At 59.6% G+C, this 16852-nt stretch carries 15 protein-coding genes; 1 reads left to right on the forward strand and 14 read right to left on the reverse strand.

Features of this window, described 5'->3' with window-relative positions:
- Positions 1 to 62 precede the first annotated feature (62 nt).
- From IEW09_RS15405 to IEW09_RS15460, 12 genes are all read right to left on the reverse strand, one after another.
- The gene (locus tag IEW09_RS15405) at positions 63 to 1775 is read right to left on the reverse strand and encodes a methyl-accepting chemotaxis protein (protein ID WP_188555063.1); all 1713 of its coding nucleotides are present in this window, start codon (positions 1773 to 1775) and stop codon (positions 63 to 65) included.
- A 40-nt stretch (positions 1776 to 1815) separates the two neighbouring features.
- Positions 1816 to 2151: an energy transducer TonB gene (locus tag IEW09_RS15410; protein WP_188555064.1), complete on the reverse strand. Its 336-nt coding sequence runs from the start codon at positions 2149 to 2151 to the stop codon at positions 1816 to 1818.
- Between the two features lie 49 nt (positions 2152 to 2200).
- Positions 2201 to 2803, reverse strand: a complete 603-nt coding sequence (locus IEW09_RS15415; RefSeq protein WP_188555065.1) for a class IV adenylate cyclase — start codon at positions 2801 to 2803, stop codon at positions 2201 to 2203.
- Between the two features lie 16 nt (positions 2804 to 2819).
- Complete coding sequence (locus IEW09_RS15420; protein ID WP_188555066.1) at positions 2820 to 3809, reverse strand: L-threonylcarbamoyladenylate synthase; 990 nt, start codon at positions 3807 to 3809, stop codon at positions 2820 to 2822.
- The gene (locus IEW09_RS15425; protein ID WP_188555067.1) at positions 3806 to 4948 is read right to left on the reverse strand and encodes a DNA polymerase III subunit; all 1143 of its coding nucleotides are present in this window, start codon (positions 4946 to 4948) and stop codon (positions 3806 to 3808) included. The genes IEW09_RS15420 and IEW09_RS15425 overlap by 4 nt, the downstream gene beginning before the upstream one ends.
- Positions 4949 to 5125: 177 nt before the next feature.
- Positions 5126 to 5833, reverse strand: a complete 708-nt coding sequence (locus IEW09_RS15430) for a hypothetical protein (protein ID WP_188555068.1) — start codon at positions 5831 to 5833, stop codon at positions 5126 to 5128.
- A complete protein-coding gene (locus IEW09_RS15435; RefSeq protein WP_188555069.1) occupies positions 5830 to 6738 on the reverse strand; it encodes a hypothetical protein in 909 nt (302 codons plus the stop codon). The genes IEW09_RS15430 and IEW09_RS15435 overlap by 4 nt, the downstream gene beginning before the upstream one ends.
- Positions 6738 to 7268 (reverse strand): hypothetical protein, encoded by a 531-nt coding sequence (locus IEW09_RS15440; RefSeq protein WP_188555070.1) that lies wholly within the window; start codon positions 7266 to 7268, stop codon positions 6738 to 6740. Before IEW09_RS15440 ends, IEW09_RS15435 begins: the two co-directional genes overlap by 1 nt.
- Before the next feature lie 9 nt (positions 7269 to 7277).
- A complete protein-coding gene (locus tag IEW09_RS15445) occupies positions 7278 to 8003 on the reverse strand; it encodes a hypothetical protein (protein WP_188555071.1) in 726 nt (241 codons plus the stop codon).
- Between the two features lie 224 nt (positions 8004 to 8227).
- Positions 8228 to 9874: a glycoside hydrolase family 27 protein gene (locus IEW09_RS15450; RefSeq protein ID WP_229739355.1), complete on the reverse strand. Its 1647-nt coding sequence runs from the start codon at positions 9872 to 9874 to the stop codon at positions 8228 to 8230.
- 190 nt (positions 9875 to 10064) lie between these two features.
- The gene (locus IEW09_RS15455; RefSeq protein WP_188555072.1) at positions 10065 to 10853 is read right to left on the reverse strand and encodes a c-type cytochrome; all 789 of its coding nucleotides are present in this window, start codon (positions 10851 to 10853) and stop codon (positions 10065 to 10067) included.
- 133 nt (positions 10854 to 10986) lie between these two features.
- Positions 10987 to 12210 carry a PQQ-dependent sugar dehydrogenase gene (locus IEW09_RS15460; RefSeq protein WP_188555073.1) on the reverse strand — a complete coding sequence of 408 codons (1224 nt, stop codon included), beginning with the start codon at positions 12208 to 12210 and terminating at the stop codon, positions 10987 to 10989.
- A 357-nt stretch (positions 12211 to 12567) separates the two neighbouring features.
- On the opposite strand from IEW09_RS15460, the gene IEW09_RS15465 reads away from it, so the two are divergent.
- The gene (locus IEW09_RS15465; protein WP_229739356.1) at positions 12568 to 13602 is read left to right on the forward strand and encodes an acyltransferase; all 1035 of its coding nucleotides are present in this window, start codon (positions 12568 to 12570) and stop codon (positions 13600 to 13602) included.
- A 32-nt stretch (positions 13603 to 13634) separates the two neighbouring features.
- Here the strand turns inward: IEW09_RS15465 and IEW09_RS15470 are convergent, their stop codons facing one another.
- Positions 13635 to 14129 carry a DUF3455 domain-containing protein gene (locus IEW09_RS15470; protein WP_188555074.1) on the reverse strand — a complete coding sequence of 165 codons (495 nt, stop codon included), beginning with the start codon at positions 14127 to 14129 and terminating at the stop codon, positions 13635 to 13637.
- 94 nt (positions 14130 to 14223) lie between these two features.
- Positions 14224 to 16620 carry a family 78 glycoside hydrolase catalytic domain gene (locus tag IEW09_RS15475; protein ID WP_188555075.1) on the reverse strand — a complete coding sequence of 799 codons (2397 nt, stop codon included), beginning with the start codon at positions 16618 to 16620 and terminating at the stop codon, positions 14224 to 14226.
- Positions 16621 to 16852: the final 232 nt, after the last annotated feature.

Consider the following 16852-nt stretch of genomic DNA (forward strand, 5'->3'; position numbering starts at 1 on the left):
AAGGCGCTTAAGCAAAAAAAATGGGGTCCGCATTGCGCGGACCCCAAAGCGTTTGGGATAGGTTATGCGGGTTGAAAAGAAGCGGCCGTGCGCATCTCCGGCGCTTTGGGCGAGCGGATCAACCGCGAATCAGCGGGAGACTGCAACCGGAAGCGGTCTACCTGCTGCTCGAGTGCAACGGCGGTGCTACGCAGCGATTCGATACCTGCTGCTGTGGTGGCCATCTCGGTAAGGTTGTCGTGGCTGAGCGAGTGGATGGAGTCGAGGCTTGCACTCGACTGGTCCGCCGCGGCAGCCTGTTGCGAAGCGGCGATGGCGATCTGCGCGATCATGCGGTCGACGCGTTCCGCCATGCCGATGATCTTTTCGAGCGCCTCTCCAGCCTGCGTTGTGGTGACGACACCCTGTTGCACCGTCTCCGTTCCGCTCTCCATGCTGGCAATCGCGGTGCGGGTACGGTCCTGAATGCCCTGAATCATGCTGGCAATCTCGCCGGTGGCCTGCGCTGTGCTCTCGGCGAGGCGACGAACCTCTCCGGCGACGACGGCGAAGCCACGACCCTGGTCTCCGGCGCGTGCCGCTTCGATGGCTGCGTTGAGGGCGAGCAGGTTGGTCTTGCGTGCGATCTCGTCGATGACGGTGACGATCTGGCTGATGCGCCGGGAGTCGTCGCCGAGCAGGGTTACGGTCGATGAGGTATCGCTGACGGCAGTCGCGATGGAGTGCATGTTGCCGAGCACTTCCTTGACGATAGTGCCGCCGTCGCGTGCGGTCTCGGCAGCGCTGCGTGCGGTCTCTGCGGCGGACTGCGTATGCCGCGAGACTTCAGCGATAGAGGCAGACATCTCCTGCATGGCCGTCGCAGCCTGTTGGGTCTGCTGGCTCTGCTGATCGATGCGGCGGTGAATCTGGTCGCTGGCGGTGCGCATGGAAGCTGCGCTGCCAGTGAGCGAGCCGGAGGTATGCACGACCGTGCCGATGATGCCGCTGAGGCTGGTCTGCATCTGCTGCATCGCGGTGGCAAGCGAGCCGATTTGATCCTGACTCTTTAAGTCGAGTGCTTCGCCGGTAAGGTCGCCTGCAGCAATCGCGTTAGCTCGTTCTGCAACAAGATCGACGCCCTTGGTGATGCGGCGAGCGAGGAAGGTGGAGATGACGCCACCGACGATAGCGCCGAAGATGGTCGCGAGCCACAGCGTCAGCAGCGTGGAACGGTTAGCGCGACGCAGTTGGACGAGTTCTTCGTTCGTCTGCGACATCTGCGACTGGGCCAGATCGGTGACGGTGGTGAAGAGCGATCTCTCGAGCGGCAGAATCTGATTCTGCAAAGTGTCATAAGCCTGTGCGGTACCCTGCGAGGTCTTGGTCTCGTTCAGTGCCTCGACCTTCTCTTCGAGCGGCTTAAGCCTGGCCAGGCCGGATTGAAGCATGGCGAGTCGCGATGCGTCCGCGCCAAGGTCGAAGTGGGTGCTGTCCTGGCTCAGCTTGGCGACAGCAGCTTCGGCCATCTCAAACTGCTGCTTCCGGGACTCGCGGAAGCTGGCCGAGGTGGCCGGATCGAGTCCAAAGAGCATGTAGGACTCGAGGCTGCTGATCGTGCGGGTGAGATGCGAGTCGACGTCGCGGCTGCCCATGATGATGGGGAGGCGGCTGGTGGTGACGACATCGGAGAGATGGTTGGCCTCTTCGATGCGGACATGCGCCGTATAGGCGCTGAGGAGCATGGCGATGATAAGAAAGCCGGTGCTGAGGCCGAGCTTGGATTCAAGTTTCATGATGGTCCTTACCTATGCGGTGGTCGCCCGTGATTTTTGGCTACTGAAGATCGCTTTTGAAGTTGACTTCGACTTCGGACTCAGAGGTGTCGGAGCCGGGCTCGAAGCGCCACCGCTTGACGGCATCCTCTGCCGCAGCAGCGAGCAGCGGGTGGCCGGATTCGACCTTGGTTTTGGCGACGGTGCCGTCGGGTTGAACGGTGACCATCAGAACAACGGTTCCGCCGACGTGCATGCGACGGGCGAGCTCGGGATAGCTGGGGGAGACTCGAGTGACGACGGCTCGATGAACATTGCCGGCAAAGGCGGCTCCGGCGCAGAGGAAGAGACTTCCTACGACGAGAAGGGGACGGGAAGAACGGAATGAGACTGCCAAGTAAAACCTCCGGGATACAGAGGTTGTATCGGCAGAGATGGCGAGAGCTTTAGCGGGAGGTCAGAACAGGGGTGGGGATTGCCTTGAAAGTGAGGTGTTCGGCGGTGCTGCCCGTGCGCTGCTTCCAGGTGAGAAAGAGCGTGCCATAGCTGTCGGTGATGCAGGTCGTGGAGTCGATCCCGAGCTCAGCGATGGTCTGGTCGATCCAGTCGGGAGGGCCTTCGAGCTCGACGTAGTTGCCGATGGGTGTCTCGTCGATGACGAGATGGGCGGAGTGTTCGATAGTGTGCGACCACTCCGTGCGGAACTTTTCGTAGGTGAAGACGGGAGCGTAGCCGAGCTGCTGGAAGATCTCGGAGAGTGCGGGGCCGTCGGCGACAGTGGTTTCGGTCTCGATGCGGATCTTGTAGCGGGTGGTGTCGATGGAGGCTTGATCGGGCTGGCGCTTGTGAGTGACGGTGCAGAGCTCGCCGTACTGGCGGATGCGAAGAAGTTGTTTTTTTGCGCGGAGATCGCGGGCAGGCGTGTCGTAGAGGGTGTTGTGCTCGAAGGTGCGCGGCGTATCGAGATGGAAGCCGAGCTGGGGAAGACGGGCCTGAAGTGCGGCGGGATCGGAGATGGGGAATTTGAGTTCGATCTCTGCGCTTTGCATTGGTTGAGTATACGAGCTACTTCGTTCGCGCTGCTTTTTCGAGGCGGTCACGAATGGCGAGGCCGACTCCGCTGGCTTCGGGCAGCGGGCAGAGGATGATCGTTACGCCGCGGTTGTCGAGTTCGCGCAGACCGGCGAAGAGACGCTGTGCCAGCGCTTCGCCGTCGTTCCATGAGGCCCAGGGGAAGACTTCGGTGGAGGGTCTTGCCGTCCAGCCTTGAGGGAGCAGGATGCCGATTTTTTCTTCTACATTCCGTTCTTCCTGTTGGTGCAATTCATTCTCGCTGGCTACGAGGATCAGCTTTGCGCGAGGAGCGTAGTGGCGAATGCCGACGCCGGGCGAGGGAAGGCTGGCTGGATTTTCCTGCGGGGCTGCGATGGGTTGGAAGATGCGAACGGGGCCAGCGACTTGTTCGATCATCGCGGGAGTTATGGCTCCGGGGCGATAGATCAGCATCGGGTTTTGGTTGGGGTCGAGGACGGTGGATTCGACTCCGACTGTTGTTGGGCCGCCGTCGAGGACGGCGTCGATGCGGCCGTCGAGGTCTTCGAGGACGTGATCGGCGGTCGTCGGGCTGGTGTGACCGAAGCGGTTGGCGCTGGGCGCTGCGATGGGAACTCCGGCGGCGCGGATGAGGGCGAGCGCGAGCGGATGCGATGGCATTCTGACGCCGACGAGCGGTCTTCCGGCGGTGATTGCGTCTGGCACTTCGGGGGTTCGTGGAAGCAATAACGTTAGCGGTCCAGGCCAGAAGTTTTGGATTAACTTTTCTGCTTGAGTTATTGAAAATGCTAGTTTTGCAAGCATTGCCTGATCGCTGACGTGAACGATCAGCGGATCCCACGAGGGGCGGCCTTTGGCGGCGAAGATTTTGGCTACGGCGGCTTCGTCAAGAGCGTTGGCTCCGAGTCCGTAGACGGTTTCAGTCGGAAAAGCGACGGTGCCGCCTTCGCGGAGGATCTTTGCTGCTTGTTCTATTTCGCTGGGTTGGAGGCGAAGTGTCATCTTGCTGAGAGTGCTAGTTGTCCGGCGAAGGCGTCGAGGGAGAGCGAGCGCAGGAGGTTGCGGCGGAGGCCGCTGTAGACCTGATCGAGGCCGCGAGCCGCGCCTTCGATCCACTGGAAGGAGAGCGTCTGCGAGAGGCGGTCGAGTTCGGGGCGAAGGTCGGTATTGCGGATCAGCTCGGGCGTTCCGGCGCCGAGGAGCAGAAGGTCTTCGAGCAGGAGCGAGAGCGAGCGCAGCAGCGCGGTGGTCTTTTGCTGGCCTTCGGCTCCGGCGCGATAGGTTTCCGTCATCTTGAAGAGCGCGGTGTGATCGGGATCGGAGGCGGCGTTGCGAAGGAGCAGGAGAGCGTCGGCGCGAGCGGCGGTGTAAGCGGCGAGGTCGAAGCCAAGGGCTTTGCCAGCGGCTCCTTGCGCGAGCCGAGCGATGAGCGTGCGCTGCTTGGCGGGAACGTCGGGGCGACGGTCGGCGAGCAGCATCTCGATCTCTTCGACGGGTAGCGCGCCGAGACGAACGGTGGCGCAGCGGGAGCGAATGGTGGGCAAAAGTTCGCCGGGGTTTTCGGCGAGGATGATGATGTGGACTGTCGCTGGCGGCTCTTCGAGGACCTTGAGCAGGGAATTGGCCGCTTCTTTCATGAAGCTGGCGGCGGTGAGGATGAAGGTTTTTTTGGGCGCTTCGGAGGGAAGGTAGTGCGAGCGCTGGATGACGGTGCGGACCTGTCCGAGCTTGATGAGAAGCTGCGGCGGGTCGGGCGGAATGATGAGAACGTCGGGGTGAGGCTGGACGAGGACGCGGGTGTCTTTTTTGTCGGTCTCGCGCAGCTCTTCGCGGGCGGCCACGGCCTTGTCGACCTCGTCTTCGAGGTTAGCGGCGGAGGCGATGCGGGTGCAGTTATGGCAGACTCCGCAGAAGCTGGCGAGCGACTGGCCGTTCGACCACAAATCTCGCGGCTGGCGCTCGCACTCGACCGCCATGGCCAGCATGAGAGCGAGGGTGTATTTTCCGGCTCCGCTGGGCCCGGCGAGGATGAGCGAGTGCGGCAGGCGACCGGCGGCGATGGCGGTGCGCAGATGCTCAACGGCGCTGGAGTTGCCGAGGAAGTCGTTGAAGGTGGTGGGGAAGCCTGCGGTTTGTGTCATCTTCGGTGCGGTAACCTCCCCTGTACTTAAGTACTAAAGTCTTCAAAAGAAAGAACCTAAGTCCAAACTTTAGTCTGTATCCAGTCTGTATTTGATTCTAGCTTGGGTTAAATGAAAAGTCCCGGCAAATGCCGGCTCCCCCCTCAACTTCACTCCCTGATCCGCAGTGCAAAGACGCTAATGACAAGCCTCTGCATATCGATCCTGCAGCAGGTCCAGGGCTCCGGCAATCGACGTTACGATCACGATGCCTTCGTCTTCCGAACTCTCGCGCAGGTACAGCCGTGCTCTTCCCATCCACGACATCAACCGTGAAGACTCTTTATTCTCCAGGCCCTTTGCATCAAAAAACGGCATATAGAAGGGATGGGCGCGAAATGCCGGTTCCTGAATGGTCGGCAGCCAAAGCTCTCGCTGTTCGGCAAGATAAACCTGGATTGGCGCGTCGAGCAGGCAATAGAGCACTGTACCGCTCCCGCACAACAGACGAATCGCAGACTTCGCCGCCACAGCTCCGCCTGCCAGATGAAACGCCGTCTCGTGTTTCAACTTCACCGGGTCGTTCCATCTTCGCTTCCTGAAGTCGTCTGCACGCAGCATCCTTGGAGGCTCTCCATCCGGGCGAATTCCCAGGCCGATGTCGGGCATCCACTTTGCTCCGTGACTGACGAGCAGATCAACCGCACCGTTCCGATGCAGTTCCGCCCCTTGCAGCCACATCGCATGCTCCAGACTCATCGCTTCAGCCAGCTCCTGTAGCCAGGGCAGCAGCACCTTGGACAATCTCTCGCCCGCCTCCGCATCCAGCGGAAGCTTTTCAGTCTTCAATACGGCTGCTTCAAAAGGAGGCTCAATCGAAATACGCTCCAGCAGAACATGCTTCACTGCGCTTTCTCCCACAAGGGCCACTCAAGTCCCTCGTTTTTCAGGGCGAGCAAGACCCCGCGCAATACCTCGTCGAAGAACGGATCCTTGAACGCCATCAACACGCCGGCGTCTTTCGGACTCTCAAGCAGGTAACCCTCGAACAACTCAAACCACTTTGCCCGAGTCTCCGCATTCGCTTCGAGAAAGTGCTTTGCCTGCAGATAAGGCAGAACGAAAGGAATGCCTTCATACGCCGCATCCTGCCGAAGCGCCTCGCCAAATATCGTCTTGCTCTTTTCCAGAAACCCATCCTGCAACGAGTACAGCTCCTGCGCCAGCGCGGCCATATCGTTTCCGCTCTCGGCAAAATAGGTCTGCGCCGCTTCGGGCATATCAAACTCAGGAGGCTCCGTCACCGGATCGGGCTTTAACCAAAGCAAAAGCATGCCGCCTAGCCCAAAGAAATCCTGCCGCTGCCGCTCGTCCTGCTTATTCAGAAACCAGTACGTGTAATCGCCAACCCAATCCTCAAGCTTGAATCCACCGTCTTTGATTGACTGTTCAATATCCTCAGCCGTCGGCGGAGCGACCAGCCCGCCATCGGGCGGAATGGCAAAGCCCGCCAAAGGCTTGTACTCGCGGCTGGTCTGCAGAAAGCGTTCCGTCTCGTTCCGGGCAATCGTCTTGAAGCCGAGAAAGTTCTCCTGGCGCATGCCGCGCTCCGCCATCGCAGCTTTGAGCTTCGTCACAAACACAAGGAACCATTGCCGAACACGGAACGGCATCGGCAGCGGAAAGCCGCCGATCCAGTACACCGAGACATCTTCAATCGTGTTCGCTCTATGAAACGGCGCGATCTCCATCGACTCCAGACGCACCCGTCGAACGATCTCTTTCTCAGCAACTTCTTCCTGCTCTGCCATCAGTTTTCTCCGCGCAGAAAGTGCTTCACCGCGGCCGCCGCTTCGCTTTGCCCACCCTGATCGGTAAACGACCCCAGCCCAAGCCGCTGCCCATCGCGAAGTACAAGCACAAACCTGTTGCCGCCGGTATCGGTCTCGATGGTCGCGTCCTCAATATCGCTGAGCTGTCCTGTATCTCGAAAAGACATAAAGAACGGGCGCCCATGGTCCATCACATACGTGCCGGTCCCTCGATCCAGCGTCAGACTTGCCCCCTGCAAGATGAACCACGACGCATACCCGGCCCCCAGCAGAAGCAGCAGACCCACAACCGGCACCGCCCAGCCTCGGGACAGATCGCGTTGCGAATACGTCTTGCCTTCAAACTGCACTGACCCCGCGTTCGACCGCGTACGCGCAGCCAGGCTTCCCCCCAGTACGAACAAACCAATCACCGCAACCACGATGAAAAAAGCCGCAAACAGATACGAAGGCGGATCTTTAATCACGAGTTGCGTGCTGCTTACCTGCAAAATTCGGAAACCTGGCATCGAGGACCTTTATGCGAATGGACTGTCGGCGTTAGCGGCAATGCCGGCATTGCCATCGAACATGATGATCTTTGCGTACATTGCTGCAAGAAGAACCGCCGTCGCAGTCGTCTTGGCAACAAAAGCCTGAAACTTCGTATCCATCGCGGCTGAAGTCGACTTCAACACCACGGCCTTGGCCGCGAGCACACCCAGCTCGCCCTTGAACGTGGCGTGCACAAGCGCAGGCCCCGGAACAATCTCCATCTTTATGCCCAGCATCGTGAAGTACCACAGGCTGAACTTCGTGTGCTTCTCGAAGTACTGCAATACGCTGCTCTGTACATCGTGCTGCGTCGTCGGCTGGTGCTTCTGCTCCGGCTGATGGTGGTCTTCCGTCCGCGTATGCACAAACGTATCGTTCCGCGGAGCCACATTCGTATGATTATGCACGCCGATGTGCTTCGCGTTCGTCGTTCCGATAATGGTGTGCTGGTGGTTTTGCAGGACGGTCTCAGTCCGGTTGCCATGCACCGTCAGCCGGTAGTCGTCGAAGATATTTTCCGTATAGTTGCCATGGATCTGGTCCCACTGGTCTCCATGAATCAACGACACACTCTTCCCGGTCGTCTCGCTCAGCGCCGACAGGCTCGTCATCGCCCCAAGATTGAGAGCACCGAACGATGGAAGCTGGCTATCCTTTGCATGAGCATTGGCTCGTGTCGTTGTGCGAACGTCTCCGTCGAACACCCCCATCAGTCCCATCCCGGTTCAACCAGATTTAGTTGCTGGGCGGAAGTATAGTAACTGTTGATGAACAAGGTGTTACACCTCGCAAAACAATGCAGCATCGACATTAGGAGTGAACCCGAAGCCCGCAGGCCAGACACCTCGTGGACCGGAGTCGAAGGACCTGCACAGCAGCACGATCTCTTCGCTTCGAATTCATTGACATCCCTCTAACTGATACAGATAGAAATTTAGGACTTATGGAGACGGTACATTGCGACACCGTGTGCGGGAATCTCTGCTTGGAAGCTGTCTGGAAATGCGCCCAGGTCTTTGTGGAGCCAGAGATCGCGGACCGTATAGCGGCCCTGTAAAGCGAGTTGCTGCGCGGTCAGGGTTGCGGAGACGGAGCTGCTGCCCGTGTTGAAGACCGCGATTGCAATATCGCCCGATTGGAGAGGCTTGCTCCAGACCCGGATGCCTTCCTCCTGGTATAGCTCCTTGCCGCCTGCGCCGAGCGAGTCCTGATCGACTGCAATGACCTCCCGATTGGTCAAAATGTCGTGAATCTCCGGACTCATCGCACGCAGATCATTGCCGGCGATTAGTGGAGCGGCAATCATCGCCCATAGCGAAAAGTGGGTGCGATATTCCTCATTCGACATGCGCCCGTTGCCAACTTCGAGCATGTCAGGATCGTTCCAGTGTCCGGGACCGGCGGAGGAGGCGAGGACACTCTGCGCAAAGCCGATGGTCGTCATCGATTCATAGTTATCGCGAATGTCGCCTGTGGTGCGCCACAAATTGCCTCCGACCTGCGGCCCCCATTGCTCAACATGAGCGCGCCCGTACTGGCACAGGGCATAGACGATAGGGCGGCCAGTGGCTTGCAGCGCTTCCCCCATCTTTTGATATGCGGCCTGCATGTCGGCGTCTTTCCATACTCGCGAGGCGCTGCACCAGTCGTACTTCAGGTAATCCATGCCCCACGCGGCGTACATCTGCGCGTCCTGAGACTCGTGACCGTAGCTCCCTTCAAAGCCGCCGCAAGTGCGCGGGCCGGGTGAAGAATAGATTCCGATCTTCAATCCCTTGCTATGCACATAGTCGGCGAGCGCCTTCATGTTTGGGAAGTTCGGATTCGGCTGCAAAACCCCGGTCGCATCCCGCTTGCCCTGCCAGCCATCGTCGATAATGACGTACTGATAACCGGCGTCTTTCATGCCGGAAGACACCATAGCGTCGGCAATGCCGCGTACCGTAGCGTCGTCGATCTTTGTCCGAAACTTGTTCCAACTGTTCCAGCCCATGGGTGGCGTCTTGGCCAGGCTGTTATAGGGGACAGGATGCAATGCGGGTAGATCGATCTTAGGAAGCGTGGCGTAGTCCACCGCAGGAGCACGATAGGAGGGTGTCGGTGTGCCGCGCACTGCGGTCACCTCGCCGATATGAAACGCTGGGCGTGGGGGTCCGCCTGCGGCTCCGGACGTTCCGGCATCCGGCGGCGGCCCGGGCATGGCAGGCGTCAGTATCAGGCTGTCACCAACAATCCTGCCGCTTACCTCGCGCTTCGACAGCGTGCCGAAGGACTCCAACTCGACGGTGAAGTGGAAGGTATCGCCGGTCACCGAGCCGTCAACAATCGGCGAATCGCCGAACGGCAGAGATTGCTGACCGGTGATATGGCCATCATGAACCTTCAATACGTAGACGATCTCAAGCTGCCCCATCGGCATCTCGGCCTTTGCTACCCAGGTGCCGGAGATGTCCTTCGTAGCAGCCGCCTTGGAGCTTGCTTCGGCGGCAGAATCCTGACGAGCGAGCGGTACTTCAGCAGGGGCGATACGAAGAAATCCGCTGGTGACGAGCAGAGCGGCACACAGGTAGCGAAGGTACATGACTTCCTCCCGGCGAATGAGGCTTCCAGTTCTCGCGATTCCACGACATGCAAAGCGGAACCGCGGTGACGGAACGAGAATATTCGCTTGGGAAAGATCCGAACGTAACAATTTGTCACAACTGCAATTGATCTCACCAATAAGAATCAGGACTCATCAATGTGCTTTCGGAAAGTGAGAGGTGCCTGCATTATTTCTGGGCGGTATCGTTTATGGGTGGGAGGGAAGTGAGGTAACGGACGAGGGTGTCCAGGTCGTCTCCGGCGATTCTTCCGCCGTAGGAGGGCATGGGGTTGGTGTCGATGGTTGTGAACAGGGTGAGGTCGGACTTGGAGTAGGTGGCGGTCTTTCCTGAGGTGTCCCTGACCTGCACGTTTTGGTCGTCCTGGCTGAGAATGCGGCCGGTCACTGTTTTGCCATCGGCGGTGCTCAGGCGGACGAGTTCGTTGGCGGGGTCGAGGGTTGGCTTTGGCGTGACGATGGCCGCTCGGATCTGGTCGGGGGTGCGGCGCGAGCCTACGCCGTTCAGGGCTGGGCCGGTGTAGCCGCCCTGGTCGCCGATGCGATGGCAGGAGAGGCACTCGCTCTGGGTAATTAAGCTCTTGGCTTGCTCGATCTCAGAGGCGGTGAGCGGGGTGGCTGCGCCTGAGGTTGAAGGAGTTGCAGAGGGGGCTGGCGTGGCTGGGGCGGATCGATCGGTCGCGAAGTTTGTGGCGAGGTAGAGGTAGGCGTTGTCGATGTCCTGCTTGGTGCCGTCGGCGCCGCGGGCGGCCATGTCGTCGACGGATTTTCTCCACTCGGCCTTGGTCTTTTTGGCAACGGTGACCATGTCGGCGCGATGGCAGGCGGTGCAGTTGTGGATGAACTCTGCCTTGCCTTTGCCGTCGGGGAGGTTTTGGCCTAAGGCTGTATTGGATAGGCAAAGGCCGCACAGTAAGGCGCACATCGCCCCGAACACTAATTTGAATTTCCGGTTCATCTTGTCATCGCTCTTTGAGGGTTACGGAGGGGAGTGGGGCGGGTTCTTTTTGCTGGTTTGACCCTTGACTCTCCCGGGGGATGGATGTCTCCCGGTCCATCGTCTGCCTGAAACGATGGACCGGAGTATTGCGTTATTTCTTTGGTGTGAGATGGAAGAGGCCGCCCGGCTTGGCGTCCTCGATCATCCAGAGCGAGCCGTCGGGAGCTTCCTCGATGTCGCGGACGCGGCGGTCCATGTCCCAGCGCTCGACTGCGGTTGCTCCGCCGTTGCCGTCGAAGGTGATGCGGGTGAGCGACTTCGAACCGAGGCCGCTGGCGAGGGCCGAGCCGTTCCAGCCGGAGAAGGTTGAGCCTTTGTAGAACATGAGGTTGCCGGGAGCGATGACGGGCACCCAGTAGATGACGGGCTTGGTGAGGTCGGGGCGCGTGTCGGGGCTGGGGATGGGCACGCCGTTGTAGTTGTGTCCGTAGGAGACGAGCGGCCAGCCGTAGTTTTTACCGGGCTCGATGAGGTTGAGCTCGTCGCCGCCGCGTGGGCCGTGCTCAAGCTCCCACAACTTGCCGTCGGGGGCGAAGGCGAGGCCATAGGGGGTGCGGATTCCGCTGGCCCAGGTCTCGGATGGCGTGAGGTTGGGACCGGGGAAGGTGTAGGTTCTGATGATTGGAGCGGTCTTTGCGGTTTCGGTGTCGGATGGCGGGTCGATGACGGGCACAGTGGCTGCGCCGATCTTGCCGGCCATAGGATTGCCGGGGGCGGGCTTGCCGTCGAGCGTCAGGCGCAGGACTTTGCCGAGGGGCTGGTTGGGGTCTTGTGCGGGCGTCATGCGCTGGCGATCGCCGGAGGTTAGGTAGAGGAGCTTGCCGTCGGGAGAGAAGGCGACCGCTGCGCCGAACTGTCCGCCCTCGCCTCGCTCGCCGTCGTGCCAGATGACCTTGAGGTCTTCGAGGCTGGCGGTGTCTTTGGTGAGCTGCAGCCTGGCTCGGGCGAGTGCGAGGCTCGAACCGCCGTCACCGGGCTCGGAGTAGGTGAGATAGACGTTGTGGTCTTTTTTGTAGTGCGGGGAGAGATAGACGCCGAGCATTCCGCCCTGTCCTCTCCAGAGAACGGCGGGGGCGCCGGTAACGGGGGTCTTTGCTCCTTGCTGGGTGACCAGTTGCAGGCCGCCGGTCTTTTCGGTGATGAGCATTCGACCGTCGGGTAGGAAGGCAATCCTCCAGGGAAGGCTCAAAGTCGTTACCTGGACCACGTTGAATGGCAGGGTCGCCTCAGGCTTCTGTTCCCCTGCATTGACCTGCGCAGATGCGCCGCTCGCGGCCATGGCTAAGACTAGCCCCGCGATCGCTAAATGCTTCATCTCGTTCTCCCTTGGTGGATAGAGTGATTCGACATCTAAACCTTTTACGCCGTTGTTGTCGCTGTGATACTTCGATCTCTTTTAGAGTATCGCGGTTAGCAGATGCAGATATAGAATCGACGGCGGCCACAGCGGAATAGTTTCCGAATGGTTTTCTCTGCAGGAGATAGGGCCGCAGAGTCGCTTCTATCAGAGCTAATGGCACTTCGTTGTGAAAACGCGCTTCTCCTCATTATCGACCGATTGATGAAAAGCCGGTAAATAAGGCTTTCGCTATGATCTTCAGATGACCGAGGACCGCACATCTTGAACATCTCAGCTTCTCCTACCCACAGGCAGCGACATCAAGGCTTAGATTTGCTACGCGTCATCGCGATTTACATGGTGATGCAGATCCACACTGGCGAGTTCGAGTACATCGCCCCAAATGGGACCGTATTGCACACGGCGGGAGCCTGGGCTGTGGGATGGACGAACTCGCTGATGCGGGTCTGCGTGCCGCTTTTCGTCATGATTAGCGGATTTTTTCTTTTCCCCGTTGGGGATGAGCGCAAATTCTTTCGGAAGCGCTTTACCCGTGTGTTGATTCCGTTTGTCGTCTGGTGTGTGGTCTATGCCTTCTATTACTACGCGCAGGGAACGGCCTCTCTTCACACCACTTTGCTCAATATCGCGAAGATCCCTGTAAATTACGGCACGGAGGTTGGCCATCTTTGGTTTGTGTATATGCTGATGGCGATCTACCTTATCGCACCTGTGTTTTCGCCGTGGATTGTTTCGGCGAGCCGGAAGAGCATGGAGCTGTTTCTGGCGCTGTGGGGCATGACATTGTTGCTGCCCTTCATTCACCTCTACTTCTCATCGGTGTGGGGCGAGTGTTATTGGAATGCAACGCCAACTCTCTACTACTTCTCAGGCTTCCTCGGCTATGCCGTACTCGCTGCTTATATCAAGCGGTTCTGGATGGCTCCTTCGTTGCGTGTCGATTGGCTCGCGATCGGCATGGTTGCGGTGGGTTATGCCGCTACCGCCGGAGGATTTCTCTACAGACTCGGTTACGAGCACGAAGTAAAGAGCCTCGAGCTGACGTGGAACTTCACCACGTTGAATGTTGCGATCATGACAGCGGGACTATTTCTGCTCTTCCGAAATATTCGTACAGACCGCGAGAGCAGTCTCGTATGGCGGCTTATCGACGATCTTTCGCGCATGAGCTATGGCATGTATCTGGCACACATCATCGTACTCAACGCGGTTCACTCGTTGATGGCACCGCTGATTGGGAATGCGTTTCTGCGTATCCCTGCGATCGCACTTGTAACCTTCGTGATTACTTATCTTGGGGTCAAGCTGCTCTCGCTGTTGCCGAGGGGGAAATACATTGTCGGATAAAGGCTGCCAAGCGAATCCTATTTACGAGAAAGCTATTTTTTCGTGTCGAAGAAGGTATAGCTCGCCGAGTACGGTATGCGCACCTCGGCATCGGCGTGGGCTGAGTCGCATCCGGTGGATGGAGCTAGACCGCCCTTTGTTTCTGTGCGCCGCACGACATCCACCTGGCTAAGAAGACCCTCGCCGCCAGTCGAATGCACTGCAAGAATGAGCCATGGAATGGTCCCGGGTTGTTGCCGTACCTCCAGCGCTTTGCCCTGCACTTCACTTCCATCATCGAGATGCCAGGTTGGCCCCGCTATGTGCTTCCCAATTGCCTTGCCGTGCTGATCGAATAAGGTGGCGTCTGGTGCCTTCAACTTCCAGACCCAATCAACATCTTTCATACATGTATAAATCTGTACGCCTACTCCGCGAGCCTCAAGGACCATCGTTGCTGTCGTGGAGCCATCAAAATGGACGGTTTTCGCCTGCGCTCCAGGGGCCTGAGTAGCGGATGCAGGTTGTGCGCTCGCCGTGAAAGCCATCGCAAGCAGTCCTGACAGACAAACGACTTGAAGCGGGGATGATCTCATTTGGACTCAAAGATATCATCGTCCCGTTATCAGAATGTTTATCGCTCTATGGTGTTTTGCCTTTGCTGTCGGAGGGAATGATGAGGTCGAGCGCTCCTTCGGTGATGGGGTAGGAGCGGCCTTGCCAGCGGAAGGTGCCGCTGAGTCCGTGCGGCAGGTGGACGACAGCGTGGAGGCTTCCGTTGAGGAGGGTGTATTGCACCTGAATGGGGCCTTCGGGGTGAGGGTAGCTGGCGGTGAGTGTGTGCAGCGGGCCGAGGTGTGGTTCGATGAGGACGGTTTTGAAGCCGAGGCTGGCGGGCTGGATTCCGGCGACGATGTTGAGCAGGTCGAAGTTGGGGTGGGCGCTCCAGGCGTGGGAGTCGGAGCGGGTGGGCTCGGGCTGCTCGGCCCATGTGGTGAGGCCGAGGGAGATCATGTTTCGCCACGGCTGTAGCTGCTGGATATATTGATCGCCCATGCCTGCGTGTTCGAGCGCGCGGTTGAGGTAGAAGCGGTAGTAGTAGGACGCGGGTGAGATGGTTGCGGCGTTGGCGGGGTCGAGGATGTGGGTCATGATGCCGCGCTGGGTGGCGGCGGGTGCGACGTCGAGCCAGACGGCCATGGCGTTGGTGTGCTGGCTGTAGTGGTTGCCGTGTGGCGTGTCGGTGTAGAGATGAGTCTGCGGGTTCCAGCAGAGGGTTTGGATGGCGCTGACGGATTTGGCCGCGGTCTGGCGATAGCGCTGGGCGAGGACGGGGTCGCCGTAGGTGGACTCAAGCTCGGCGGCTTCGCGGAGGGCTTCGATGTAGTGGAGGGTGATGATGGCGGAGTCGCCGTTGGCGTCCTGCGGTGGCTCGCCGCCTTTGAAGTCTTCGGTCCAGTCGATGAAGGACCACCAGGGAAGTTTGCCCATGAGGCCGTTGGGGTTCTGGTGCTGGAGAAACCATGCGAGGACGGTGCGGGTGCCTTCGAGTTGCTGGCGGACGAAGGCGGGGTCGTCGCGGTAGAGGGCGTAGTCGTGCACCATGCCGATCCAGAGGAGCGAGAAGGGCGGGATGGCTTGGAAGAGAGAGGTGGGGTAGCGGCTGAGGGTGATGCCGTCGGGCATGCGCGAGTCGTTGATGGCGGTGATGGCTTGGCGGGCGAGGCGGTCGTCGCCGGCGTTGGAGTAGGAGATGAGGGCTTGCAGGCGAGTGTCGCCGACGTACTGGAGCCGCTCCCAGTAGGGCGTGTCCATGTAGGTGTCGTGGGCGTCGAGGCGGGCGGTGCGCCAGCCGATGTTCCAGATCTTTTCTAGCGAGGGATCATCGCTGCTGAATTGGGCGCGATGGACGAAGGGGAAGGCCGAGAAGAGGGAGCGGAATCGGTTGAGCTGGAGCGGCTGGTCGCCGGTGTGGATGTCGATCTGGAGATAGCGCCAAGTGCGCCAGACTAGCGGGGCGAAGGTTTGGCGGGCCGCGCCGTCGGCGATGTAGTCGTCGTAGATGCCGTCGATGTGCTTGCCGGTGATGTCGTTGCGGTTGCCCTTTTGGCCGTGGGCGTCGTAGAGGGCTTCGGCGTAGGTGAGGCGGATGGTGGCGGCGCTGCCTCCGCTGAGCGACAGCTCAGGATAGCCGGTGGTGAGGACGCCGTTGTCGATGAGGATGCTGGCGGTGGTGTTGGCGGGGATGGTGACGGAGTTGTCGGGGAAGCTTGCTGCGGAGTCGATGCCGGTGGTGCGGACGACCTTGCCGCCGGGCTGCGGGGTGTACTCCATTGGCGGGAGCTGGTCGGGGACGAGCTGCCAGTTGCTGTCGGCGTCGCGCGCGCCGCGTGAGGCTGCGCGGTCTAGCAGAGTGGCGGGTGCCCAGTGGGAGGGATCGGTGATGGGTGCGTCCCATGCGGCGTCAAAATCTTTTGCGTTGATGACCTCGATGGGTTCGGAGGCGTAGTAGTTGTGGGCGATGGGCTTGGTGAGCGGCTCGACGGTCACGCCATGGTCGATCTCGGTCTGCCAGCTTTGGTTGGTGTTGGCTGACTCGGTTTCGGGTGTGGTGCCTTCGAGCAGGAATGCGGTGCGGTTGGTGAATTGTGCGGCGGACTTGTATTCGCCGTAGTTCCAGACGGTGGCGGCGAGAATGTTGCTGCCGGAGTGCAGGAAGGGTGCGAGATCGATGGTTTCGAAGCGCCAGTGGGCGAGATCGCCTTTGGCGGAGCCGCGGCCTGCGGTCTCGCCGTTGACGTGGAGCAGGAAGGCGTTGTCGGCGCTGACGCGGACGATGAAGTGGTCAGGCTTGGCGGAGAGGTCGATGGTGCGCTGAAGATGCATGACTCCGGGGGCGAAGGGAGGAAGGCCGGGAGCGGTGATCCAGTGGGCGTGCCAATCCAGTACGGGAGCGGAGGAACTTTGTGCCGGGCTGGCGGCGCAGGATGCGATGACGATGAGGATGGTCCCGGCGAAGCGGCGCGCACGATGAGGCATGTTCTCTCCCTGATTTCAATACCGGTATATTGTGTGAAAAGTCGGCATGGAAGTTATAGCAGGATTTGGGTGGGGGCTACTTCGATTGGGACTTTGACGGGACCCAGGCATTAGCAGCGGCAATTTTGAAAAGAACTGCGTACAACTGTTTTAGGTTCGGCATGGACCTTGGTATGACGAGTACCGACTCCCTGCACAAGGACGGAACTCGACTCACTTCTCAATGGAGCAA

It is taken from the genome of Edaphobacter dinghuensis (genome assembly GCF_014640335.1).
In the GTDB taxonomy this organism is placed as follows: Bacteria; Acidobacteriota; Terriglobia; order Terriglobales; family Acidobacteriaceae; genus Edaphobacter; species Edaphobacter dinghuensis.